The following is a 24,079-nucleotide window of genomic DNA, read 5'->3' on the forward strand; positions in this document are numbered from 1 at the left end:
AATGAAAAAGATCATCATTTTAGTAACCGCTTTATTTTTAGGAATTGCCTTTATGGCGTATTACTATTTTTCTAAATTAAACAATGAAAACAACGCCAAAGACCTGGCTTTACAATCGGCTACCAATAATGCGGCGATGGTATTTTCATTCAAAAACGATAAAAGTTTCTACGAAATCATAGGGAGTCAACACATCCTGCAGCAAGTACTTGGCAATGAAAAAACCATGTATTTAAATACACTCAAAGAAAGTATAGTGCGTGATGTTACCTTAAACAGTTTTATTCAGGATCAACCAATTTATATCAGTATTTTACCTGATTCGAATAAAACACTAAACTATTTATTGACTGCACAGATTAAACCGGATTTTAAAATCGAAAAACTCTACAGTTATCTGAAGATTCGCCGCACGATAACAGAAAAGGAGAAAAATCTTTATGTACTCAAATTAAATGACAGTTTAAATGTATTCCTTGGAATTCATGGAGAGGTGATTACTTTATCCACATCAATAAACCTGGTAAAAGATGCAGCAGTAAGACTCATTGAAAATCCATTCACAGCCTACATTAAAGCAAATAGTCAAATCAGCACGAACGCTCTGCTAACACTTTATATTAATTTCAATAAAGCTCCCCTCCTACTTACAAACATAATCGCAGGAAATATCAATGGAGAATTGTCCGTATTCAACCGACAGAACAGCTTTGCGTCATTAAATTACAATTTCAGTAAGGAAAAGATTCTTTTTAATGGGAGCACCCAGATTGATGACCGTAACAACTACTTCACTTTGTTTGAAAATACGCCTGCCCAAGCCACGAGCATTCAGAATATTCTACCAGAAAATACGGCTAATTTTACACTGTACGCTTTTGATAACTATCAGAACTGGTTAAAAAAACTCATCAGCCTTCAATCTAAAAATCAAGAAAATAAGAAAGTACAGGCAACTATACAAAAAATCAGAAATGAATACCGGATTGACCTGAATACTGTTTTCCCTGCTTACACTAAAAACCAGTTTATACTTTTTCAGCTGAACACAACCGAAAAACTCGGCGCCATTGCTTTGACCAATGGTGAAAAGGTTAAACAATTGTTACTGGATGCCAGCGCTGACTATAACGAGGATGTGAAGCTATTTAAAGCGCCGGATATATTATTCAGTTATTTTGGAGATCCGTTTAAAAAGTTTGGCAGACCCTATTACACCATTATTGATAATTATTTAATTGTCGCAAACAATGCAAGCACTGTGCAGGTGCTTTTAAATAATTACAAGAACAACCGCTTACTGATTCAAACGCCAGCCTATCTTGATGCCATGAATCAGATTACAAGCACTTCAAATGTTTTTTACTATATCAGCACTAAAAATGCAGCAGACCTATTCAGAGCTAACATTAACCTACCGTTCTACCGTCATTTAAGAGCCGATAGTGGCTTAAAAAGCTTTGATACTTTTTGTTATCAAATGAGTGCAGATAAGAACAAATTCATAACTAACCTGCTATTAAACAAATATTTAAAACCACCAATACCAGATTCGTTAAGCAACCGTTAATAAGAAAACAAGCCAGAAAACTAATTTACATGAAGAAACTTTTATTTATGTTGCTGGCTTTGGCCGGCTTCAAGTATGCAAATGCACAACAATATGCGCTTTTTGGCAGCAGAACTATGTTTGATGCTTTCGAAAACCCTTCACAAAAATCTTTTACTTTAGACTCTTCAAGAAAATTCTCCTCTAATTTTTTCCTACCCTATTTCGGCACAAATTCACTTAATAAAGGAACGTCCAAGTATGCATTGAGGAGACTTACTCAAGAAGGTATTTATGATACCCGATCGCTACCGATTGGCACCGGCGAATACAACCATTTTTATCAAAACAGCAATATTTATGTAGCTGCGTTCCGGTTATTTAAATCATATAAATACCAGAAAGAACTGGGTTTGTCATGGCAAATCAGATCAGATGCGCAGATAGATTACACCAATGAAAGTCTGGCAATATTTGATTCATATAAACGGTTTAACGAGGGGCAGGAGTATAATGATATTTTTAACTCAAAAGGATATGAGCAAACCTACCATCAGTTCAGTATTACCTATCGTGAAAACTGGAATAAAAGACTCGCTTTTGGCGTTAAAGCAAGTTTGTTGAGTGGTATTTTATACAACAAATTAGACGTGACCGATTCTTACCTTTATGTAGATCCAGAGTCAGAATCATTACTGATTGGTTTAGCCGGAACATACTCAGCGAATTTCAGTGACACCAAAGAAATAGAGAAAAAGACATTTTTCCCAACGTTCAAAAACCCGGGGGTATCACTTTCCTTCGGTACAAATTATACAACTAAAAAAGGTTTGTTTTTAATGGCCAATATTAAAGACCTGGGATTTATCTGGTGGAGAAGCAATACGCAGCGTACTACAATAAACCAGTTCAAACCGATAAACGATCTTGAATTTGCAGATACCGATCAGCAGATTACCGATTTATTTCTGCTGAATCAGACTCCACAGAAATTCCTTGCACCTACAAATGCCAAACTCGATGTGTATGCCTCAAGAAGGTATGGGTTCTATAAGCCAGCTTTTGTGGCGTCGAAAAACCTGTTTTATAAAGGTGGTGACATTGCATTTGTAAACGAATTCATCACCAACAATTTCTCGGGTAGCATTACGCCATTATACAACCTGAACGATATTTTTATGGTTGGTTTACAAGCCAAATATCAGACCCCAAATTTTGAGCTCTTCTTAGGTACCGACAATCTTGTAGCAACAAGTTTTCAAACCATTGGCACTATTAAAAGCGATGCTACTGTTGGTTCTGGTCCGAATGGAGCCTCTTTTTATATGGGTGTAGGCATTAAATTTGGCAATACTGTTAACCATCCTCAGTTCAGCGATATCATGCCAGGTATCAATGATAAAAACGAGGGAAGCTTCTTCAGAAATCTTTTTGGAATTTTTAAAAGAAAGTAATCAGACTTTACTTTTAGACTGGGTTACGACAAAGTCTTTTAAATAAAAAGGCTCAAAGTACGCCACATCCTCAAAACTCCCGCTTTGGTAGGCTTTGTCTGCCAAAGCACACATATATTTGGAGGAGTTAAAATTACCGCCATTGAATTCGGCATTTGCAGAAACCAGTGTTGCTGCACATTTCGCAGCTCCATCACCGATAAACGTAACCTGATGCTGAGATAGTGTATCGCTGAAGCTGGTTTCGTCTATGATTTTGGCCGACGTAGGTTCCAGAACATCCAGGCTGGCGTTGTAAATACTGGTATATACCTCCATTCGCCGGGCATCAATCATCGGACAAATTAGGCCAGAATAGTCCAGATTTTCGGTCATAAATCCTGCTGCCATCATCCGCAGTGTTTCAATACCAATCAAGGGCTTCTCCAAGGCATAGCATAATCCTTTTGCTGTAGAAACACCAATTCTCAATCCTGTGTACGACCCTGGCCCCTTGCTTACTGCAACGGCATCCAGGTCAGGATAAGTTAAAGCTGCCGATTGCATAACCTCTTCAATAAATAAAGTGAGGTTACTTGCGTGTAAATTTTGTCCGCTTTCCTCTTTAACAGAAACTATTTTCCCATTAATTGATAAAGCAACAGAACAAACCTGCGTAGCTGTTTCTATTAAAAGTATTTTAGCCATGCAGCAAATATAAGGTAAAAGGAGGAAGGTTAAAAGCTGAGCGGGTATGTATTATGGGAACTTATGATTAAAATCAGGGTACAGGATCGTGCCCGTGTTTACCCCAGGGATGACAGCGGCCTATGCGTTTCAACGCCATCCATCCGCCTTTAAACGGACCATACTTCCGGATAGCTTCTATGCCGTATTGCGAACAGGTTGGCGTGAACCGGCAGTTAGCTCCAAGTAAAGGTGAAATGGCATATTGATAAACTTTTATCAAGCCTAGAAATATCCAGCCAAATACTTTATTGATGATGCTCATCAGGACGAATGAGTGTTTTAAAACGTTTAAACGCAGCGATTAGTTTCTTTTGCATAAAAGCAAACTCGTATTTGCTTTTGCCTACAAATTGAATGGAAAAGAGTAACAAACCTTTATCTGAAGGCAGCTGATTGTAGAATTCTTCCTGCTTATTCAGGCGATAGGCCTCGCGGATGCGGCGTTTAAGTAAATTACGATCTACTGCCCGCTTATATCTTTTTTTAGGAACGTTAATCACCACCTGAGCTTTAACCTCAGCAGGCGATTCGATAAAAAGATAAGAAATACGAAAGGGATATAATAAAAAAGAAGAACCGTTCTTAAACAGCAGATCTAAATGTTTTCTGCTGCATAACCGTTCTTCTTTATTGAATGTGTACATATATTCTTGATTGATAATTGCAGATTTGATCTGCAGCTTCCGGGAGTCCGGAAAAGCAATCAAAAATTATGCTTTATGCTTGCGTTCGTCAGAAACTGTTAATCTTTTTCTTCCTTTAGCACGACGTGATGCTAATACTCGTCTGCCGTTAGCTGTTGCCATTCTTTCGCGGAAGCCGTGTTTGTTTCTTCTCTTTCTTTGCGAAGGTTGGTATGTTCTTTTCATGACTGTATATTATCTTATTATAATTTCAAAATTAAGAGGTGCAAATATAAAGCGATTTCTCTACAATTGCAAGTCTGATTAATTTTATTTTTTAATTAAAACCAAATGTAGCAATTCTTTTTAAAAGCCTGACCTTTCTATCTCCGATCAAGAAAAACTGAATAAAACGAATCTCCAATGGCTATGAAGTCACCTAAAGCGATCTTACAACCCTAAGGCAGCTTTCAATTTTACATAACCCGTTTTACTCACAGGCAACCAGATATCAGATTTAAGCAGCACCACGTAACTATCCTTTTCCTTAAGTTCGATTTTGGTAACCTGGGCTAAATTGATGATATAAGAACGGTGGATACGAATAAACTGACTTGGATCTAAAGTCTGCTCAAAATAACTCATGGTCTTATTTTTAAAAAATGTGCCATCAGTTGTACTCAGCTTTACGTAGTCATCATCAGCTTCGAGGTAGTTAATATCTCCTGTTGGAATAATTTTGATTACGCCATCCTTTTTTACCACTACCCTATTGTTTTGTGCAGGGCTCAATGCTGCTGCATCTAAAACTGCCTCCGTACTTTCCGTCTGGTTGAGTCGCGATGGTAATTTTTTCATCGCCGCATCGAAACGGCCTTTGTCAATTGGTTTTAACAAGTAATCAACCGCATTAACTTCAAAGGCCTTTATTGCATATTCATCAAAAGCAGTTGTAAAAATTACAGCAGGCTTATCTTCTACAAGTTCCAGCATTTCGAACCCACTTATTTTTGGCATCTGAATATCCAAAAAAATTAGATCTGGTTTATGGGCTGAAATTGCTTTTAATCCTTCAAACCCATCGCAACATTCGGCAACAACTTCAATTTCAGGATGATCCGTAAGATAAAACTTAACAATATCTCTGGCTAAAGGTTCATCATCAATTAGAATCGTTTTGATCATCTTTCTGCGGGATTTTTAGGGTGGTAATATATAAATTATTTGCCTCAATTTCCGTTTGCAATAAATGAGGATTGGCAAACAGCAAATATAATCTTCTTTTGATAGCGCTCAATCCAAATCCGGTACCGCCTGCAGCTTTCATTTCTGGATCAAATGGATTCTGAACACGCAACTCGAGAATATTACGATCTACAGTAACATCAACTTTAATGGTAATCCCTGCAGAAGTGTTATACAATCCAAATTTAATTGCATTCTCGACAATTGGTTGAAGCAATGTTCCCGGTAAACATAAGTTAAGTGTATCTTCTGCTACGTTTACCTCTATATTTAACCGGTGACTGAACCGTACCTTTTCTATATCGAGGTAAAGCTGAATATATTCCATTTCTTCCTCAACAGATACCCATAATTCGTCATCGCGTTTCAGGGTTCCGCGAAGAAATGAAGCCAGCTTGGTAATCATCACTCCGGCCTCTTTAGGATTTACCATCGTAAGCGCAAAGACAGAGTTTAAGCTATTGAACAAAAAGTGCGGCTGAAGCTGATGACGGAGCTTATTTAGTTCTGCTTCCTTCGCCAGGGTTTTGGCGGCCGATAATCTTTCATGCGTTTCGGACTGTTCTTCAAGTCTGTACCAGAGGATATTGGCCAATGCGCACCAACCTAAACACATAAAAGATATTAATCCCCGAAATGCAAATGAGAAATTATAGAAATCGAGGTATTCCTTAAAATCAGAAAACACATATAATATGGTGTACTTGGCAGCGTATATAATGACGAAAGTTAATGCCAAAGTAATAATCAGTACATACAAAATACGTTCGTTTTTGGGCTGATAATACCCAAGCATATTGCTTATTGCAATGCAGGCCATCACCAGCAAAAAGTTACTTACAAAACTGTCGGCAAAAGAAATTAACCATGAAAAGTTAACTACATAATGCAACCCGACAGTGCACAACACAAACCATGCAATGGCTATGGTAAGGGCTGTTTTTTGTATTCGGGGTACGGAAAGAGGTCTAGTTGTCAAAGCGTGTTTAGTTAATGGTAGTTCGTTTACTAAACCAGGCAGAACTCGTTCTGCCTGGTATTTTGTTCAAATACTTTAAAAACTTTTAATTTCAATTCCACCGAACAGAACTGTACCATCAAGATACAATGTTTTTTGCATCTGATCTATCGGAAGCATGTGCCCGCGCTTATCTTCTACACTTCCAAAAATTGCGGTCACATTCGATTTTATTGCCCAGGTTGGAGGAACAATCAGCTTGATGCCACCAAAAACTGCAGTCACATCAAGGGACGCCCTTTCATTAAAATCAGCTTGCGTCATAATGATGTCTGCCCCGCCAAAAACGGCTGAGATGTCTCCTCCTTTGAAATCTTTGGAATAAACTGTTTGGTTTGAACCACCGAAAACCGCAGTGACGTCGATGAAATCATGCCCTGTTGGTTGCTGATTTGCTTCATTATAGCCCGCTTCAGCGCCTTGCTTGAAGCCGAAGTCTGATTTCAGGTTCTCTTTAAAAGTTTTCTTACTCCTCAGCGAATCTTTTGGCCTGATGATTAAAAACCCGCCGATAATCACCAATCCAAATCCTAATGCATATTTTGATACATCAATATCAAAGCCCATATTGTCGATGGTATTATATGATCCAATTAAGATTAATATCAGCCAGCCAATTCCTTTGAAATGGCGCTTAACGCCTAAAAACAAACCTAATGCAATTAAGAATGTCCAGAAACTGAATACCCAGTTGGGGATATCCAGTCCCATGTTATCGAGCAGGAAGGCAAGCCCGATAATCACAATAACCAAACCACTTAAGATCCGTCCAGAACTTTTAGCCGAATGTTGCCCGTTTATATTTAGATTTTCCATGTGTTATAATATTTAATAATCAAAAGTATTTATAAGAGATCAAAATGACCATGGATTGGCTTTAAAGATTCGAAGAATGGCGGTGAGCGGCTGCATTTCATCGGTGAAAAATATTTGCGTATTTTGAGACCATGAAATATTGGTTAATAGTAGTAGGATTAAGCCTTTCCTCTTTATGTTTTGCCCAGGATATCCATACGAGATTTAAAGTCTACGACGTTAAAAAGCACAGGGTAATTTCATTGGGCGAGATTATATCCGATATGAGTAAAGCAGATGTACTATTTTTTGGCGAAGAGCACAATGACTCAATCGGACATTTCCTGGAATTGGAAATATTCAGATTATTAAACGAAAAATACCAGAAACAGGTAGCTTTAAGCATGGAAATGTTCCACACAGATGTTCAGCCAGTAGTTGACGAGTATCTTGCTGACGCCATTTCTGAAAAGAACTTTGTTAAAGACAGCAGAGCATGGTCAAACTATAAAGATTACAAACCACTAATCGAGTATGCCAAATTGGGGAAATTACCAGTTATCGCGGCTAATGCTGCTGCCAGATATAGTAACGCGGTAACAAAAGGTGGATTAGTTATTTTGCAATCGTTTCCAAAGTCATCCCTCGTGTTTCTACCGCCAATCCCTATTGATACAGCATCCGGCAGATATTATGAAAAATTTAACAATTTACTGGGCGGACATAGCATGGGGTCGATGAAAGTATATCAGACTCAGAACTTCTGGGATGCGACCATGGCCTGGTCAATCAGCAGGTTTATGAAAAACAACAAATCATTCAAAATATTTCAAATCAACGGTCGCTTTCACAGCGATGAAAAGTTAGGAACCTTTGCTCAGTTAATGCGTTATGCACCTAAAGCCAGAATCCTGAACATCTCAGCTTTTTCCGATGATAGTTTTGAAAATCCAGACTGGAATAAGTTTAGCGACCTGGCAGATTATGTGATCATCACAGATCCGAAAGTAAAAAGAAGCTATTAGGTTGATACCAAATAAAAAATCCGCCTCTCAGGCGGATTTCCAATTTATGCTTTTGCTTTTAGCAAATCTCTTATTTCTGTAAGCAATACCTCTTCTTTGGTTGGTGCCGGAGGTGCAGCTGGCGTGGCTTCTTCCTTACGTTTCAAAGCATTAATAGCCTTAACCATGAGGAAAATAATAAATGCCAAAATCAAAAAATTAATGATTTCAGTTACGAAATTACCCCAGGCGAAAACAGGGCCCAGTTTTTTCGCTTCTTCGAGTGAAAGATCAGGATTTGCTTCAAACGCAGCTTTAACCTTATCATTTAATGGAAAATAAAAATTAGTAAATCCCTTATCTCCTATCAACAAACTTATTGGAGGCATTATCAAATCGTTCACCAATGATTGTACAATTTTCCCAAAAGCACCACCAATGATAACACCGACTGCAAGATCAACTACATTGCCTTTAATGGCAAACTCTTTAAATTCTTTTACAAATCCCATAAATTAAATTTTAATATATTTATTTTCAAATTAGCAAACATAATGCCCATGCATATGTTTAAGGGATGATTTTAAAACCAAACATAACAAAAGCATTTGATTAATTCCCCAAATATCTGAAATGATTTGTTTATTTTTGCTCCAATTCTATTACTAAATATGCTAAAGCAACATCTACAACAAAAATTATTACAAAAGTTATCACCACAACAAATTCAGTTTATTAAGTTGTTGCAGGTGCCAACAGTTGCTTTAGATACGCGTGTTAAAGAAGAACTGGAAGAAAATCCAGCACTCGAAGATCCAAGTTTAATGACACAGGATGAGCCGAAAGGTGAGTATGATGATTTGAACGATACCCCGGATAATTACGAAAGCTCATCTGAGGAAAGTGGTATGGATGAGTTTAATGTTGATGATTATCTGCAAGATGATAGCGCTAACGACTATAGCACCAATTACAATAACGGCGATGATGATGAAGAGAAAAAAGAAACACCTATAGCGATAGAAAGTACTTTTTTTGAAAGTCTGCAGGAGCAACTGGACCTGGTACCCTTATCTGATCAGGATTTCATAATCGGCAAACAGATTATAGGCAGTTTAGATGATGATGGCTACTTGCGACGCCCCCTAAGCTCAATGATCGATGACCTGGCATTTTCACAGAATGTAATGGTGGAAGAAGAAGATGTACTGGAAATGCTGAAACTGATTCAAAGCTTCGACCCTCCGGGAATTGGTGCCAGGGATTTAAAAGAATGCCTGCTTATTCAGCTTAAAAGGAAAGACGCCAGCAACCCGATCATCGTTAAAGCAATGAATGTTGTGGAGAACTACCTGGATGAATTTACACGTAAGCATTACGATAAATTAGAAAAGAGTCTCGGACTTGACAGCGAGGAGCTGAAAGAAGTAGTGAATGAGATTTTGCGTTTGAATCCTAAACCGGGTGATGCGAACCAGGTTACAACAAAGCAAATGCAGATCATCCCGGATTTTCACATCAGCAACAATGACGGCATTTTAATTCTGACTCTCAATTCAAAAAATGCACCCGAGCTTAAAGTAAGCCGCTCCTACCAGGAAATGTTCGAGCATTATGATAAGGCTGCCTCAAAAGATAAAAAGCTAAAAGAAGCCGTTCAGTTTGTAAAGCAAAAACTTGACTCAGCAAAGTGGTTCATAGATGCCATTAAGCAAAGACAGCAGACCTTGCTTAAAACCATGAATGCCATCATGCATTATCAGTATGAATATTTTTTAACGGCAGATGAGCGTAAAATGCGCCCTATGATTTTGAAAGATATTGCTGATAAAATCGATATGGATATTTCTACAGTATCCAGGGTAGCCAATTCAAAGTACGTTCAAACGGAATTCGGCACCTTTTTGCTTAAATCCTTTTTTTCTGAAGCCATTCAAACCGAAAATGGTGAAGAAGTTTCCAACAAAGAAGTTAAAAAAATTCTTGAAGATTGTATTGGTAATGAGGACAAACGCAAACCGCTTGCCGATGAAAAGTTAACTGAAATCCTGAAAGACAGGGGTTATAACATCGCCCGCAGAACGGTTGCAAAGTATCGTGAGCAAATGAATATCCCCGTTGCCCGCCTCAGAAAGGAATTATAGAGCTGTTCTACATGCTGTGTTAGTTGTAAGCCATTTGTGTACTGGTGTTACAACCTAAAGTTAGGAGTTCAAAAAACCTTACCAGATTTTAATGTATGATGGGACCTTGTAAATATTGTTCAACATCAGTCCAAGCACAATTTCATGACTGCCATTGCTCACCTGATTCAAATCTGAAGTTGTAAAATCGTACGAGTAAGTCAGATTAACCATTTTGCCTATGTTAAAACCAGCCATTGCAGCAAAGGAATCATCTTTCCGGTAACTTCCGCCCAGCCAGAAACGATCTCTAAAAGCAATTTTCATATTTAAATCAAATGAAACCGGACTTGGCTCCACGTATTTGATCATTACTGAAGGAATGGCTGCGATTTCATCATCAAAGAAAAACTTGTATCCTGCAGTAGCAAAATAATGCGGAACCTCTTTACCCACATTGTATGATTCATCTCCGGTAAAACTTAATGTTTGTGGTAAAATCTGCTGAACAGATAAACCTGCAAATAATCGTGAGCCATATAACCATAACCCGATACTCAGGTCAGGTTTAACCTGGTTAATCAACGCTCTGTTTAGTGCCGGATCATACGGCGTGTCAAATGTTAAAGCATTTACATCAAGCGAAATACTGGAAACACCGGCGGCAACGCCTGCAGATAAATTAAAGTTATTGTTAAGCTGTAAATGGTAGGCATAAGTCACATTTGCATCCACCCGCTTTATTGGCCCTGTTTTATCCAATACTGCCGTTACACCCATACCGTGGTGAGATGGAGATGACGTATAGTTTTGCGTATAATTGCGGTCCATTGGGTTACCTGTTTGCTCCGGAAAAGAAGTCAGTGCATTACTCCAAAGCTGGTTATCTCCTAGTGCCCAATGTGCTGACACAAACGATGTTTGCGGCGCGTCGTTAATCCCTGCCCATTGTTTCCTGTACCCTGCCTTGAAATCCATATAATTTTCAATTCCCGATAAAGCAGGATTGAGCAGATATTGATTAAATATATACTGGGTATACTGTGGTTTCTGCTGCGAAAACCCCTGAAGTGTAAGAAAAACTGCTAAAATAAAAATGAGCTTTTTCAAAATTCTATCTGATAATTGTTAATGGTCCTGTCACTGTTTTCCGGCCGTTGCGCGGATTGATAATGTAATAATATACACCTACGGGCAATGGTTCATTCTGATAATTTCCGTCGAATGGAGTCTGATATCCATTACTGGAAAACACCTTGTTCCCGTTACGATTGAAGATCTCAACAGTAGCAAGTGGATATGATTCTAAATATTTAATTAACCATACATCATTTACCCCATCCCCGTTGGGCGTAAATGCATTAGGCGGATTTATACTTTGCAATACTTTAACCATAACCGATGAAGTTGCCATACAACCATCGGGCTGGGTAGTTACAGTGAGGGTATATTCGGTATCTTTTTCCGGTGCCGCTACCGGGTTTAGTACATCTGTACGGTTAAGCCCCAGCGCCGGCGACCAGCTGTAGGTTAAGTTTTTGCCTTCGGCTGTGGCAGGAAGGGGAAGTTGACCACCTGCCAAAATGTAAATGATTTCGCCCGCATCAGTTACAGGCGACTCATAAACTTCTACTGTTTTTGTCACTGCATTTTCGCAACCATTATCAGCCTTAAAGGTATAGGTAATCATATGACTTCCTGGACCGGCAACTTTCGGATTATAGAGACCATCTTCGGCCATGCCTTTGCCATCGCTCGTATAAATGCCCTTCCCAATGATTCCTGAAGTTTCGTTGGCATAAGTAAACATCACACTGCCATCATTTTCACAAACTGAAGCCATATCGTTGAATAAAATCCGGGGCACAGGCTTCAAAGTGATTTCCTGAATCGCCTCTTTTGTACAAACAGAATTGTCACCGGTATAACCCACAATCCTGATGGTATGTTTCTGAACCTGATTTCCTCCGAAAGCATCATAGGTTAAATGAATTTCATCAGTTTGATTAGGATACATCACCGTTTTGGTAATCGTGTTGACTCCTGTTGCGGTGTAATCTTTATAAATTTCGAGTTTTACAACTTTGCCTACCAGCGCCGTAAAACCGCTCCTGAGCACGACATCATTGTTGCTGCATAAATTATCAATATTTAGCACCATAAATTCAGCTTTATCTACACGTCCGTTAACGATAAAAGATTTAGTACTGGTATTTTCACATCCATTGGAGTTAATGATGGTGAGTTTAACCTCATAAGGACCTGGATTTACATACTGATGTTTACCATCTCTTTCGGTTGATGTATTTGCTCCACTCGCCGGGTCGCCGAAGTCCCATTTATAAGTAAAGGTTCCTGCCCCATAGGAAGCATCTACCGATATATTTACAAATGTGGTTAAGCCATCACTCGAACATACATCGGGCAAAGTGAAGTCGGCCGTTGGAATTGCCGTAATGTCAATCCTTTTTTCATATATTGTGCCACTGCAACCTGCACTGCTGGTGGTATAAAGCTTTACAGTGTATGCACCTATTTTGGTAAAAACATGCGTGAATGGCTTACTGTCGGTTCTAGTTTCAGGATTTGTACCATCGTTGAAATCCCATTTCCAGAAAGAAATTGAAGATGTGTTAACAGAATTATCAACGGTAGATTGATCAGTAAAGGTAACCGGCGCATTCACACAGCCTATAGCAGGTGCATCAAACTTGCTTTGAGATACCGGGTAAACTTCCACTTTCTTTTCTATCACATCTGACCAGCATCCCCCCGAGTTGGATACAGATAATTTAATTATATGAGATCCAATCGTTTTAAATGTGTAGGTAGGACTTTCTGTCTCAATAACTTCATCATCAAATTGCCACTTCCATTTAGTTACGGGAGCGTTGGTACTGCCGTTTACGATTACTGGTGTTACAGAATTCCCTAAGCATACCCGTTCGGAAACATTAAAAGTGGCATCAGGCTTTTCATAAATAATAAACCCGCTACTAATGGTTTCCATGTTACCACAATTGTTAGCGTTCTTGTAGGTAACCTGTACGCTAAAATTATAATCACCTGCTTTGTGTATGTCTATCTCATCAGGAAAATTGTAAGTGTAAAACTGAAGGCCGTCTTTGGTAGTAGGAATGGCAACCGGATTAGTTTGCTTTATTGTGTTCGCCCCATCTAAATTCCAAATCAGTTCAGTAGCCTCACCAGTAAGATTAATCTTAACTTTAAATCCATCTCCTGCGCATCCCGATGTTATGGTATTCTCTGCAAGATCAGTTGCCTGAAAAGTATAACTCTGAACGTTTGCACCTGCAAGATATGCATAAGACTCAACAACACCATATCCATAGGCAATGGCTGAAAACCCGCCACTCGCAGTCAGTCTATGCTGAGCTTGTAGGCCTGTTACATCAATTACAGCATAACTATAATCGGAATTGGCAATCGGAACAAACGATGATGAGTAAGCAGTACCATCTAATTTAAACGATGCAACTTCCGCAGTTTTGATCACCACGTTAATAAAGTATTTGTTGATGTTGGTTTTTGTACCCAAAAAGCTCTTTATGTCAGAGAAAACAGTAATATCATTAAGCGTTTGCTCAACTGGGTTTAATACCGTTATTTCCGGATCACCAGGAAAAGGTGCATTTGCATTTGCACCTGTATTGCTTGGATTACAGGTCTGGGAAGTCTGGTAATGAGCCAGCGCAATTGAACGATCACTGGATATTACATTTGGGCCCGTAGAATAAAAATTGATGATTGAACCTTTTTTATACGGGTTTGTTAAAGTAGTTCCATTTGCAGATGTAGTACTCCCATTTACAGTTACATAAGTATTATCCTCAGCAACAATTATTCTAAACGCATCAGTATTTCCGTGTAGTGTGTTAAAAAATGGGGAGGTCACAAAGTTTTTTCCCCAGGCAGATACAGGGAACAATTGTTGATATAAATTATCCCCACCTGATGGAGTTCTCGAGTTACCAGACTCACAAAACGCAACCCAGCTATTTCCGGAAAAAACAGCAATGGGTTTGCAATCACCGTCAGAGCTGATATAAGTTCCAGAGAGGTCATCAACAGCCTGATATTGGTAAATTTGCCCTTTATTTAACGTTATAGAAAAAGGTACACCTGCAGTATGGCCCCCAGTTCTGGAAGTCTGTTTTGGAACAATATTAATTAGGGTATTATCAACAGTCCCTAAAATACTGAACTCAGAATAAATGTTTGCCCCTTTATTTCCAAGGTTTTCATGAGAAAAAACATAATATTCTTTGCCTAAGGTTGTGGTTGGAATCACCATTGTTCCACCAGTCCTGTTATTGTTATAGATAATGCAATACAAAGATATCTGCATATCAGTCTCAACATGAACAGCCATATTCGATTCCACAACCTCAGAACTCTCGATGTAAACATTAATTGAATTAGGATCAATAACAATCGGAGCTGAGCTGTTTGCATTTATCGTTCCCGAAGCAACTACTGTATTCCCAACAGATATCTTATAATTTGTTTTGTAATCTGCAGATAAAATCAGATTCATCCTCGAGGTTTTACCATCCACGTGTGCTGAATATGGCAAATAAAAATCTTTTCCTTTATTGGAGGTCGCTTGCCCGAAAATAGTAGCTGGCAACAGAAATAATAGAAACACACCAACCAATAGCCAAAGCTTACACATTATTTTATTAGTTTATTCGGCTTATGAAAGACATTTTATTCTAAATAGATATGCAATATACCATTTAAAGAATAGAACAAAAAAGACAATAATGGAAATTTAACACTTTTTATATTGTGCTAATGGATAAATTGAAGATCATTAAAACGATCATGATCAATTCATCTGGAGAGAAAGGTGTAAGAATGGGCTTCAGTCAACAGATAGCCTAATTCAAAGTATAGATAAGAAGCTTATATAAAATATAGATTTCGTTAGTCCTGATCAGACTGATCGCCACTACCGAACTGCTCGGAAAAATCTTTCGCATTTTCGTCAGCTACCTCATCATTATGCGACTTAGGCTCCAGGTTTTCATCCAAACGATCATTCCAGTCGTTCAAGCCTTTAGAGGCTTCATCCTGATTCTGTGTATTCACATTTGATTTCGGGTGATCTTTACCGTGGTTTTCCATGAGTTTAAACTTTGAGTTAGAACAACTCCATGCATAGAAAGTTTTGAACCTGGTCAATAATAAATGTGTTGGTATTATTTTTTCAAAGGTTCCTCCTTTGCTTCTTTAAACTCCTTAACACTTTTTCCAATCCCACGCATCAATTCAGGAAGTTTTTTACCACCAAAAATTAACAGTATAACAACCCCAATTAAAATGATCTCTATAGCCGACATATATATGTTTTAATACAATATACGATAAAAGCCCGGACAATGTTTTTTTAAAAGCAAACATTTCAAAAAAAGCTTGATCTGGAAATGAAAAATCCAATAGGTGATTGCTGCTTTATTAAACCAGCATTGCCTTTAAAGTTCGGTTTTTGATCTTTGGCAATGAACCATGCCGAATGTATTCAGATAACCCCCTGAGTTGCTTAATCGCCTTGATTGCTTCGTATCCTTCATAGTTCGTTCTGATTTTATTTAACAACAGCGTATCCGTTTTAAACATATCGCTTTCCTTAAGGAGCCCTTTATGCAGAAACCTTTTTATCAGTTCGGCCATCTTCCCGTTTGCATACAGGTGTAACGGAAGTTTAAATACCTCATTATTCAGTTTTTCAAATACCTCATTAATCCAGGCCACCTGCTGATCATCGTTAACGGCCATTCTGCCATTATTCATCACAACCGATAATAGGAAGTTGCGGGCACTTTGACGTGAAATAATCCCGCCGTGTATACTGTCACGTAAAGTATAATCTAAGCGGTCGGCACATAAAAAAGGCATTGGTTGTTCCAGAATATCAAATGTTCCGTATATGATTTCTTTAACATCATAACCATATTTCAGCAACACGTCAGGAATTTCGGATCGATAGATAATTTCAGCAAAAACCTGCTCGTGATAATCCTCTTCAACATGATCGAAAACATAATCACCAACGTGAGAAAATGCTGTATGTGAAATATCATGTAGCAAGCCTGCAATTTGTTCTAGTTCCGATCCACCAAGTTTTTTGATCAGCATGGTAACTCCAATTGCATGCTCTAAGCGTGAGTGGCAGATATCAGGGTTAACCAGAAAAATTGCACCACTTTGATGAACACCTCCCAATCGCTTCAAAGCGTCTGTATTTAAAAGATCTTCAAACACCTGCGGGAAATCCATTTTACCATATAAAAAATCATTTATTTGTATCATATTTTCCCTTTGTTATTAAATAAATTAGAAGCCGAAATTACTAATATATTTAGCTAAAAAGAAATTAAGATATCAACATTGCATCATTACTAACTAATTTTATTAGCTCAAAAGCAAACTTTCATTTATTTTGAAAATGATTATTACAATTACATGATTAACAAATACCTATCTGATAAAACAAGGTATTCACTAAAGCGTTATCATTGTAAAAAAGTAACTATGGCAACCGCTCAACAAATTAGAAACGGATATATTGATTATGTTTTAACAAACAATGAAAAACCGAAATCGGTTTATTCATTTGCTAAAAAGCTTAAAATAACCGAAGCTGATTTCTATCAGTTTTACTCCTCTTTTGAAAGTATCGAGAAAACGGTTTGGTTTGAGTTGACTTTCGAAACCATCAGTAAAATTAAAGAGCAGGAGGTTTGGCAGCAATATACGTCAAGAGAAAAGATGCTTTCATTTTTTTACAGTTACCTGGAAAACCTGAAGCGCGAAAGAAGTTTTGTGATATATAGCCTTAAAAATTTTAAAGGCAAATTCTCTACTCCGGATGTCCTTGCAGGTGTTAAGCCGATTTTTGAAAATTTTGCGCAGGAGATTATAGATGAAGGTTTAGATAATGGAGAGCTTGCAGAGCGTCGCTTTCTAAGCAAACGTTACAAAGATGCGCTTTGGATTCAGTTTGCTTTTATTGTCAATTTCTGGATAAATGATGATAGTGATGGTTTTGAAAAAAGTGATGAAGCCATTGAAAAAGGAATTAATGTAACTTTTGATCTTTTTCAACATTCTCCAATCGATAACCTGATCGACTATGGAAAATTTTTATCACGCAATGGAAAGTTTAAAGAAAAGATGGGACTGTAATTTTAGATGAAGGCACAAGAGAGTATTCCAACCACGAAGGTAGAACGTTCGGCAAAATTTGTTAAAACCGGTTTTCAAATCGGAGGTAATTATATCAAACACTATTCAAAAAAGCTGTTCAATCCAGAAATGGATCGCGCACAGCTTAATGAGGATAACGCTACCGATATCTATAAATCGCTCAGCGAGTTGAAGGGAAGTGCTTTAAAAATTGCGCAAATGCTAAGTATGGATAAAAATATCCTGCCGAAATCTTATGTTGATAAATTTACGCAATCGCAATACAATGCTCCCCCCCTATCCGGACCGCTTATTGTAAGAACATTCACAAAAAACTTCGGCAAAACTCCGGATCAGATTTTTGATACTTTTAATCTGGTATCAAGCAATGCTGCTTCTATTGGCCAGGTACACCAGGCCTCTCTTAACGGCCAAAAACTGGCCATAAAAATTCAATATCCTGGCGTTGGCGATAGTATTTCCTCAGACCTTAAGCTGGTAAAACCTTTTGCATTCCGTCTGCTGGGCATGTCTGAAAGAGAACTCAATATTTATATTAAAGAAGTAGAAGAACGTTTACTCGAAGAAACAGATTATGAGCTAGAGGTTAAAAGATCGATTCAGTTTTCTGAAGATTGTAAAAACCTCGATCACGTCGTATTTCCTAAATATTATCCTGAATTATCTGGCAAACGAATCATTACCATGGATTGGTTAGAAGGTTTGCATCTGAAAGAATTTCTCAAAACCAATCCTTCACAGGAGTTAAGAAACAAAATCGGGCAGGCACTATGGGATTTCTATAATTTCCAGCAGCATGAATTACGGGCTGTTCACGCAGATCCACACCCGGGCAATTTTATGATCACACCCGATCAGAACCTTGGCGTAATCGATTTTGGTTGTATTAAAGAAATGCCAAATGACTTTTATTATCCGTTTTTCTCATTGATATCAACCGACGTAATTAACGATAAACAGAAGACCATCGATGCTTTCAGAAAGCTCGATATGATCCATTCAGATGATACCGATGAACAGGTCGAATTCTACTATAAATCTTACAGGGAAATGATCAGCCTTTTTGCGAAACCATACATCAGTAAGATTTTTGACTTCAGCAAGCCGGAATTCTTCGACCAGCTGTATGTTTATGGAGAGAAAATTTCTAAAATGCCGGAATTTAAACAGGCACGTGGCGTTAAGCATTTTATTTATGTTAACCGCACAAACTTCGGCTTGTACCAGATTTTACACGAACTTCAGGCTACGGTGAACACTGATACCTACGAACCCACGCTTAACCGTTAATCAGGCATTTTTCTTAACTACTTCAACCATGTGTTCAATGTCGAATGGCTTCTCAATAAAGTCATCGGCATTGCAATCTTCGGCTTGTTGCGCAATATTGTTTGATGTGGAAGTTAAAACTGCTGACACATCTTCAGTTTCAGGATCAGCCTTCAATTCTTTGATCACTTCAGATCCCTTTTTCTTTCCTTTAATATGATCGTCAACAATCACAACGTCAGGATTTATTTCGTCAATTTTTTCGATGGGTTCTGTTGTTAACGACGACGTCACTACAAAGCCTTCCTCTTCCAATACTTGATCCATAATATCTAGGATATCTTTATTATCCTGAACAAGCACAACCTTTTTCTTCATAAAAAACTAAGGAATAATATTCTTTAAATATAGTAAAAAGAATGTTTGTTAAATATCCTATTCACAAAACATTTGTGTGATCAGAGTACCCACTATACTCAGCACCGACCCAAAGTTCAGTATTTCTTCAGAATTGGTTGGTTACTTTGTAACTCAATCACTGATCGTAATGACCAAAATATTCAAAAGCCGCTACGCTTTACTAACCGGCTTTATCCTTTACTTCCTCTTATTTTCATTCATTGTCCGTACCATACTTTTTATCGAATCGGCACAACATGCAGATTTCAGTTTTTCTAATATACTGCGGTTTTATGGTGTTGGCTTATTTTTCGATCTGGGAACGGCAATCATGATCAGTTCACTTTACACACTTTATCTGCTTATTTTACCTGAAAAGATCTATAAACAGAAATGGAACATTATTATTACCAAAATAGTTCTATTCATGTTCATCGTGTTAACATTCTTCTCTTTTTTTGCTGAATTGACTTTTTGGCAGGAATTTCAAAGCAGGTTTAATTTTATTGCCGTTGATTATTTAATCTATACTTATGAAGTCATCAATAATATTAATGAGTCTTATCCACTTCCAGTTTTAACCGGCCTTATTGTAGTAATTTCAACTGGCGTCATGTTTTTGTTTTTCCGTTTGAAGGCTTTCAAAAACAGTTTCGAAAGCAATACGAGTCTGAAGACACGCTTTTACATTTCCTCAGTTCTCCTTTCTTTATTACTACTTTATTCGGTTTTTATTAAAAATAGTACTGCTGAATGTGGAAATAACAGATATGCAAACGAACTAAGCAAAGCCGGTATTTATTCATTCTTTGCTGCTTTTAAAAATAATGAATTAAACTACAATGAGTTTTATAAGTTGATTAACAAGAAGCAGGCCCTTTCAATTGTCCGCAATCAGTTGTGGCAGTCAAATGCATCATTTAAAAGCGGGAATACCATTCTGCGGAAAATAGCCGGAACAGATTCGGCATACAAACCCAATGTAATTATGATTACCGTAGAAAGCTTAAGTGCAGAATTCTTATCTCATTATGGTAACAAAGATAATCTAACACCCAACCTGGACAGCCTGGCTAATCAAAGTATATTTTTCAGCAATATGTATGCTACAGGCACCAGAACTGTGCGGGGAATGGAAGCCCTTACACTTGCTATTCCACCCACCCCAGGCAGTAGCATTGTAAGACGAACGGATAACGAAGATTTATATACTGTTGGTCATGTTTTCAATCAACATGGCTATACCAATACATTTTTTTATGGTGGCGATGGCTATTTCGATAACATGAATCACTTTTTCGGAAACAACGGTTACAACATTGCAGACCGTGGACGAAAATTGCTTGATGAGACCTACGAAGGTAAAAGAACAATCATACCAGATAAAGAAGTGACCTTTGAAAACGCCTGGGGAATTTGTGATGAAGATATATTTAACGTGGTGATCAAGGATGCGGATGAAAAATACAGGCACAACATCTTATTTAATAATTTTGTGATGACAACTTCCAACCACAGGCCTTATACATTTCCTGCACACAAAATAAGCCTGCCTTCCGGAACGCGCGAAGCAGCCGTTCGGTATACAGATTATGCTATCGGCAACTTCCTAGATCATGCGAGTAAAAAGCCATGGTTCAAAAATACAGTCATCATCGTTGTTGCCGATCATTGTGCCAGCAGTGCCGGAAAAAACGAAATAGACGTCTCAAAATACCAGATTCCATGCATAATCCTGAATCTAAAGAATCATCCGGTAATGAATATAGATAAAATGACTTCGCAAATCGACCTTTTTCCTACCCTTTGGCACTTGCTGGGCTGGAGTTATACAAGTGACTTTTTCGGCCAGAATGTTTTATCAGATCAATATCAGCCGAGGGCCTTTATCGGTACATACCAAAGGCTCGGCTATTTGAAAAGAGATAGTTTGGTACTTTTAAGTCCCCAACATAAAGTAGACACTTATTTATATCAAAAATCTACAAATGAACAAAAAGCCGCGAAACTTTCAGCCAACATAATCAATGAGGGCATTGCCAACTATCAAACAGCTTTCGACTTGTTTAAAGACGGAAAGCTGAGCATTAAAAATCATCAACACTAGATATAGCGATAGAGAAATTCTATGGCAGATAATAAGCAATAAAAAAACCCTGTTGAATCGAAACTTAACAGGGTTAATATTATGATTAAAGGTTAACCCAGCATTTTTGCGATTTCTTTTTCTATCGACTTCAGCTCCTTAGGTTTCAGCTTTTTGGTAATGTCCTTATTTTTCTCGGGGTACTTAACACCAACGCGCAAAGCCTTTAATCCTGAAACACCTTGAAGTTCATCAAGTTCCAACTGCTCAAGGTCATCATTTAGGTAACCCTGCACCTGCATGTATTTAATGTATTCCATGTATTCTTTCGCTTCATCAGGATTGAAATACACCATGGCAATTTTGTGAGGTTGCGTGAGGCGTTCATCACTACCTTTCACTAAAACTTTATCAATACGTTTTTTAACCACTTCATAACGGATATTGTAGGCACCTTCCACATCAAACCGACGTTCATCGTTTCTAAAGCTGATATCTATTGCGTTAGAGTGTATGAAAATAAGTTGTGTGGTTTCCAGCGCACGAGGCATCTCACCAATTAAGCTTTTTGATAAACGGGCAATTTCTACCATTGAAGTAAGCTGCCATAACCTGATATTTTTTAAATACAGCAAATCAAAAGGTTTATGTGGCGCAATTTCCTGTCCGATGTAAATATCATACTCTACACCGTCAGTCCTGAACTTGGCGAAATAACAAGGGTAACTTGCCTGTAAATTAGCTTGTGATTTTTCAAGATACTGACTAACTTCAGTATTGATCAGCTGCATAGATACCTCAAGCTGTCTGCGGTTGGCATAAGCCGCACCGGTTTCCGGTACAATAACCTCGAAATATCCTTCTACAATTTTGGCTGTTTCAGGATCATTCCCTTTAATAATAGAAAGAAAAGGATAAACTTCCACTTCCAGAAATTCATTTAACTGGCTTTCTTCATTAGAAGAAGCCAGGCTACCAATCCGTTTGATCCAGTCTTTACAGTTAAATAAAAGTTTATCAGTCAACTCCAGAGACACAGATTTTCGAATCGCTTTCAAAGCAGCCATCAGGCTATTCAAAAGCACGTTCAAATCATCTTTTAAAGCCCTGTTTCGCTCAATGGTCGAATTTCTGATATCAATAGCGCCAAACAAAGGATACATGTGCTTAAATGTAACCGTTTCAATTTCTTTTACTTTGCTGTTGCTATTTTGCTGCTGAAGGAAATGCCACACTGCTTCATTAAATTTCCACTGAACAGAAGGTTGCAGCGCAGTAAACTTATCCATCAATACCTCATCCATTTTAGCATCAAATTCTTCGATACTATACTGAAATAACTGACCAATCAGCGGTATGGCAGGCCTTAAACGCGAAAGCAATTTATCGTCCACCAAAACCTCTTGATTAGAATAAACCTCCAAAACACCCGCTAGCTGGGTATTATAGTATACGGGTAATACTGAATATGAACAAACCCCAGCCGCTTTTAAGACCCTTAAGAAAGGATCTTTCTCTATCTGATCATCATTAATAGAACTGACAAAGATGGCTCTGGGATTCTCTTTATACTTATCAACTAAAGAATAAAAAACCTCTTCTTCAAGATTTGATGCTTTTGCCGAGTTAATCAGCATACTTTGAGAAAACTCCTTATTATCAAAAACAAGTTTTTTATTCACCGTTAAAAATGGCATTAAGCCAAATTCAAGGTTGCCATCACCGCTAAGGCTTTTAAGCGCCTGAATCACATGCGCATAGGCTTCAGTTTGATAATTATGGTTAACCAGCGCATCCCGAATGCCATCAATGGCATGGTGCAGGGTAACATCAGTAATTGAAATAATGCTGAATCCTTCGAAATGAAAGTTTTGTAAAGGCAGGTGTGTGATAAGGTATTCCAATTCATTATTATCCTGAAAATACTGACTTAATTCTTCGAAATTAATCTCCGGCAATTCACCCTTATGCTGGATATCAACAAACTTGGTATCCGTTTGAATGTTATAGTATTGGGTTAACTTGGTTTTTTCATTAACATGGCCATAAATAATCTCATTTCTTAAAACAGAAGTGAAATTATAAAACCGGTCGAGAATAATATTATAAATAAATTTAAGCTGCTTTTTTTCTACAGGCTCACTATCTTTCACCACTTTATTTTTCGGATCATGATCTTTAAAAAACTGGTAGAAGGCATTAGTACTGAAAAAAATCTGATCAGGAATGGGCGTACTTAATGCCCAGAACAAATCTTCCTCATCATCCATCAAAGGGGTGAGGATGGTAAAAATAAGTTCTAATGTATCTTTGTATTTTGATAACTCTTCCGCACTGATGCTGTTCAACAACACATCATCCTTTTCAATTTTTTGAAGCAAAAATCTGTAAAATTCTGATTTTACAGATTTTTCTGTTTTTAACCTGTCTTTAAGGTATTGCACAAGGGGGCGAAAAGACAGCGAAGATTCTACCTGGCAACCTATACACTCGTTTTTATGTATTTTTATTACATCGGTATTCATTGTATATGTTCTGCTATAGTGTAAATT

At 37.8% G+C, this 24,079-nt stretch carries 22 protein-coding genes; 7 read left to right on the plus strand and 15 right to left on the minus strand.

Annotation, left to right across the window (positions count from 1 at the left end):
• The first annotated feature begins 1 nt into the window (after position 1).
• Together AB669_RS00795 and AB669_RS00800 are read left to right on the plus strand one after the other, a co-directional pair.
• Positions 2 to 1,570 carry a hypothetical protein gene (locus AB669_RS00795; protein ID WP_047797381.1) on the plus strand — a complete coding sequence of 523 codons (1,569 nt, stop codon included), beginning with the start codon at positions 2 to 4 and terminating at the stop codon, positions 1,568 to 1,570.
• Between the two features lie 29 nt (positions 1,571 to 1,599).
• Positions 1,600 to 3,003, plus strand: a complete 1,404-nt coding sequence (locus AB669_RS00800; RefSeq protein ID WP_047797382.1) for a DUF5723 family protein — start codon at positions 1,600 to 1,602, stop codon at positions 3,001 to 3,003.
• Here AB669_RS00800 and tsaB read toward each other — a convergent pair whose 3' ends face one another.
• The 7 genes from tsaB to AB669_RS00830 all read right to left on the minus strand — a co-directional run bounded on the left by tsaB (position 3,004) and on the right by AB669_RS00830 (position 7,434).
• Complete coding sequence (tsaB, locus tag AB669_RS00805) at positions 3,004 to 3,690, minus strand: tRNA (adenosine(37)-N6)-threonylcarbamoyltransferase complex dimerization subunit type 1 TsaB (RefSeq protein ID WP_047797383.1); 687 nt, start codon at positions 3,688 to 3,690, stop codon at positions 3,004 to 3,006. It lies immediately after the preceding gene.
• 73 nt (positions 3,691 to 3,763) lie between these two features.
• The gene (gene yidD / locus AB669_RS00810; RefSeq protein WP_047797384.1) at positions 3,764 to 3,994 is read right to left on the minus strand and encodes a membrane protein insertion efficiency factor YidD; all 231 of its coding nucleotides are present in this window, start codon (positions 3,992 to 3,994) and stop codon (positions 3,764 to 3,766) included.
• Entirely contained in the window at positions 3,978 to 4,376 is a 399-nt protein-coding gene (locus tag AB669_RS00815) for a ribonuclease P protein component (RefSeq protein WP_047797685.1), read from the minus strand. Before AB669_RS00815 ends, yidD begins: the two co-directional genes overlap by 17 nt.
• Positions 4,377 to 4,442: 66 nt before the next feature.
• A complete protein-coding gene (gene rpmH, locus AB669_RS21735; protein WP_010601723.1) occupies positions 4,443 to 4,601 on the minus strand; it encodes a 50S ribosomal protein L34 in 159 nt (52 codons plus the stop codon).
• Positions 4,602 to 4,805: 204 nt separating this feature from the next.
• On the minus strand, positions 4,806 to 5,540 hold the full coding sequence (locus AB669_RS00820) for a LytTR family DNA-binding domain-containing protein (protein ID WP_047797385.1): 735 nt from the start codon (positions 5,538 to 5,540) through the stop codon (positions 4,806 to 4,808).
• Positions 5,518 to 6,579: a sensor histidine kinase gene (locus AB669_RS00825; protein WP_231582607.1), complete on the minus strand. Its 1,062-nt coding sequence runs from the start codon at positions 6,577 to 6,579 to the stop codon at positions 5,518 to 5,520. The genes AB669_RS00820 and AB669_RS00825 overlap by 23 nt, the downstream gene beginning before the upstream one ends.
• Before the next feature lie 75 nt (positions 6,580 to 6,654).
• A complete protein-coding gene (locus tag AB669_RS00830) occupies positions 6,655 to 7,434 on the minus strand; it encodes a LiaF domain-containing protein (RefSeq protein WP_047797386.1) in 780 nt (259 codons plus the stop codon).
• 131 nt (positions 7,435 to 7,565) lie between these two features.
• Here AB669_RS00830 and AB669_RS00835 point away from each other — a divergent pair, with 131 nt between their 5' ends.
• The gene (locus tag AB669_RS00835; protein ID WP_053058190.1) at positions 7,566 to 8,438 is read left to right on the plus strand and encodes a ChaN family lipoprotein; all 873 of its coding nucleotides are present in this window, start codon (positions 7,566 to 7,568) and stop codon (positions 8,436 to 8,438) included.
• A gap of 44 nt (positions 8,439 to 8,482) precedes the next feature.
• On the opposite strand, the gene mscL is transcribed toward AB669_RS00835, so the two are convergent.
• Positions 8,483 to 8,929, minus strand: coding sequence for a large conductance mechanosensitive channel protein MscL (gene mscL, locus AB669_RS00840; protein ID WP_047797387.1), 447 nt, complete (start codon positions 8,927 to 8,929; stop codon positions 8,483 to 8,485).
• Positions 8,930 to 9,088: 159 nt separating this feature from the next.
• Here mscL and rpoN point away from each other — a divergent pair, with 159 nt between their 5' ends.
• Entirely contained in the window at positions 9,089 to 10,561 is a 1,473-nt protein-coding gene (gene rpoN, locus AB669_RS00845) for an RNA polymerase factor sigma-54 (RefSeq protein ID WP_047797388.1), read from the plus strand.
• A gap of 78 nt (positions 10,562 to 10,639) precedes the next feature.
• Here the strand turns inward: rpoN and AB669_RS00850 are convergent, their stop codons facing one another.
• From AB669_RS00850 to AB669_RS00865, 5 genes are all read right to left on the minus strand, one after another.
• Entirely contained in the window at positions 10,640 to 11,650 is a 1,011-nt protein-coding gene (locus AB669_RS00850) for a type IX secretion system membrane protein PorP/SprF (RefSeq protein ID WP_047797389.1), read from the minus strand.
• 4 nt (positions 11,651 to 11,654) lie between these two features.
• A complete protein-coding gene (locus AB669_RS00855; RefSeq protein ID WP_082120548.1) occupies positions 11,655 to 15,236 on the minus strand; it encodes a PKD domain-containing protein in 3,582 nt (1,193 codons plus the stop codon).
• A gap of 254 nt (positions 15,237 to 15,490) precedes the next feature.
• Positions 15,491 to 15,691 carry a hypothetical protein gene (locus tag AB669_RS00860; RefSeq protein WP_047797391.1) on the minus strand — a complete coding sequence of 67 codons (201 nt, stop codon included), beginning with the start codon at positions 15,689 to 15,691 and terminating at the stop codon, positions 15,491 to 15,493.
• A gap of 74 nt (positions 15,692 to 15,765) precedes the next feature.
• Positions 15,766 to 15,906 carry a twin-arginine translocase TatA/TatE family subunit gene (tatA, locus tag AB669_RS21740; protein ID WP_082120549.1) on the minus strand — a complete coding sequence of 47 codons (141 nt, stop codon included), beginning with the start codon at positions 15,904 to 15,906 and terminating at the stop codon, positions 15,766 to 15,768.
• Positions 15,907 to 16,021: 115 nt separating this feature from the next.
• Positions 16,022 to 16,876, minus strand: a complete 855-nt coding sequence (locus tag AB669_RS00865) for an HD domain-containing protein (protein ID WP_053058191.1) — start codon at positions 16,874 to 16,876, stop codon at positions 16,022 to 16,024.
• Between the two features lie 222 nt (positions 16,877 to 17,098).
• On the opposite strand from AB669_RS00865, the gene AB669_RS00870 reads away from it, so the two are divergent.
• Together AB669_RS00870 and AB669_RS00875 are read left to right on the plus strand one after the other, a co-directional pair.
• Positions 17,099 to 17,752: a TetR family transcriptional regulator C-terminal domain-containing protein gene (locus tag AB669_RS00870; protein ID WP_047797689.1), complete on the plus strand. Its 654-nt coding sequence runs from the start codon at positions 17,099 to 17,101 to the stop codon at positions 17,750 to 17,752.
• 6 nt (positions 17,753 to 17,758) lie between these two features.
• Positions 17,759 to 19,063, plus strand: a complete 1,305-nt coding sequence (locus AB669_RS00875; RefSeq protein WP_047797392.1) for an AarF/ABC1/UbiB kinase family protein — start codon at positions 17,759 to 17,761, stop codon at positions 19,061 to 19,063.
• On the opposite strand, the gene AB669_RS00880 is transcribed toward AB669_RS00875, so the two are convergent.
• Positions 19,064 to 19,420 carry a two-component system response regulator gene (locus AB669_RS00880; protein ID WP_047797393.1) on the minus strand — a complete coding sequence of 119 codons (357 nt, stop codon included), beginning with the start codon at positions 19,418 to 19,420 and terminating at the stop codon, positions 19,064 to 19,066. It lies immediately after the preceding gene.
• A 76-nt stretch (positions 19,421 to 19,496) separates the two neighbouring features.
• Here AB669_RS00880 and AB669_RS00885 point away from each other — a divergent pair, with 76 nt between their 5' ends.
• The gene (locus AB669_RS00885) at positions 19,497 to 21,548 is read left to right on the plus strand and encodes an LTA synthase family protein (protein WP_231582608.1); all 2,052 of its coding nucleotides are present in this window, start codon (positions 19,497 to 19,499) and stop codon (positions 21,546 to 21,548) included.
• Between the two features lie 92 nt (positions 21,549 to 21,640).
• Here the strand turns inward: AB669_RS00885 and AB669_RS00890 are convergent, their stop codons facing one another.
• Entirely contained in the window at positions 21,641 to 24,052 is a 2,412-nt protein-coding gene (locus AB669_RS00890; RefSeq protein ID WP_053058192.1) for a hypothetical protein, read from the minus strand.
• Between the last annotated feature and the right edge of the window lie 27 nt (positions 24,053 to 24,079).

The sequence above is a fragment of the Pedobacter sp. BMA genome (assembly GCF_001027745.1).
Classification (GTDB): Bacteria; Bacteroidota; Bacteroidia; order Sphingobacteriales; family Sphingobacteriaceae; genus Pedobacter.

Bases quoted from the DNA above. Each gene is read 5' to 3' on its own strand.
- AB669_RS00795 (WP_047797381.1), top strand. From the start codon at position 2: ATGAAAAAGATCATCATTTTAGTAACCGCTTTATTTTTAGGAATTGCC.
- AB669_RS00800 (WP_047797382.1), top strand. From the start codon at position 1,600: ATGAAGAAACTTTTATTTATGTTGCTGGCTTTGGCCGGCTTCAAGTAT.
- tsaB (WP_047797383.1), bottom strand. From the start codon at position 3,690: ATGGCTAAAATACTTTTAATAGAAACAGCTACGCAGGTTTGTTCTGTT.
- yidD (WP_047797384.1), bottom strand. From the start codon at position 3,994: ATGAGCATCATCAATAAAGTATTTGGCTGGATATTTCTAGGCTTGATA.
- AB669_RS00815 (WP_047797685.1), bottom strand. From the start codon at position 4,376: ATGTACACATTCAATAAAGAAGAACGGTTATGCAGCAGAAAACATTTA.
- rpmH (WP_010601723.1), bottom strand. From the start codon at position 4,601: ATGAAAAGAACATACCAACCTTCGCAAAGAAAGAGAAGAAACAAACAC.
- AB669_RS00820 (WP_047797385.1), bottom strand. From the start codon at position 5,540: ATGATCAAAACGATTCTAATTGATGATGAACCTTTAGCCAGAGATATT.
- AB669_RS00830 (WP_047797386.1), bottom strand. From the start codon at position 7,434: ATGGAAAATCTAAATATAAACGGGCAACATTCGGCTAAAAGTTCTGGA.
- AB669_RS00835 (WP_053058190.1), top strand. From the start codon at position 7,566: ATGAAATATTGGTTAATAGTAGTAGGATTAAGCCTTTCCTCTTTATGT.
- mscL (WP_047797387.1), bottom strand. From the start codon at position 8,929: ATGGGATTTGTAAAAGAATTTAAAGAGTTTGCCATTAAAGGCAATGTA.
- rpoN (WP_047797388.1), top strand. From the start codon at position 9,089: ATGCTAAAGCAACATCTACAACAAAAATTATTACAAAAGTTATCACCA.
- AB669_RS00855 (WP_082120548.1), bottom strand. From the start codon at position 15,236: ATGTGTAAGCTTTGGCTATTGGTTGGTGTGTTTCTATTATTTCTGTTG.
- AB669_RS00860 (WP_047797391.1), bottom strand. From the start codon at position 15,691: ATGGAAAACCACGGTAAAGATCACCCGAAATCAAATGTGAATACACAG.
- tatA (WP_082120549.1), bottom strand. From the start codon at position 15,906: ATGTCGGCTATAGAGATCATTTTAATTGGGGTTGTTATACTGTTAATT.
- AB669_RS00865 (WP_053058191.1), bottom strand. From the start codon at position 16,876: ATGATACAAATAAATGATTTTTTATATGGTAAAATGGATTTCCCGCAG.
- AB669_RS00870 (WP_047797689.1), top strand. From the start codon at position 17,099: ATGGCAACCGCTCAACAAATTAGAAACGGATATATTGATTATGTTTTA.
- AB669_RS00875 (WP_047797392.1), top strand. From the start codon at position 17,759: ATGAAGGCACAAGAGAGTATTCCAACCACGAAGGTAGAACGTTCGGCA.
- AB669_RS00880 (WP_047797393.1), bottom strand. From the start codon at position 19,420: ATGAAGAAAAAGGTTGTGCTTGTTCAGGATAATAAAGATATCCTAGAT.
- AB669_RS00890 (WP_053058192.1), bottom strand. From the start codon at position 24,052: ATGAATACCGATGTAATAAAAATACATAAAAACGAGTGTATAGGTTGC.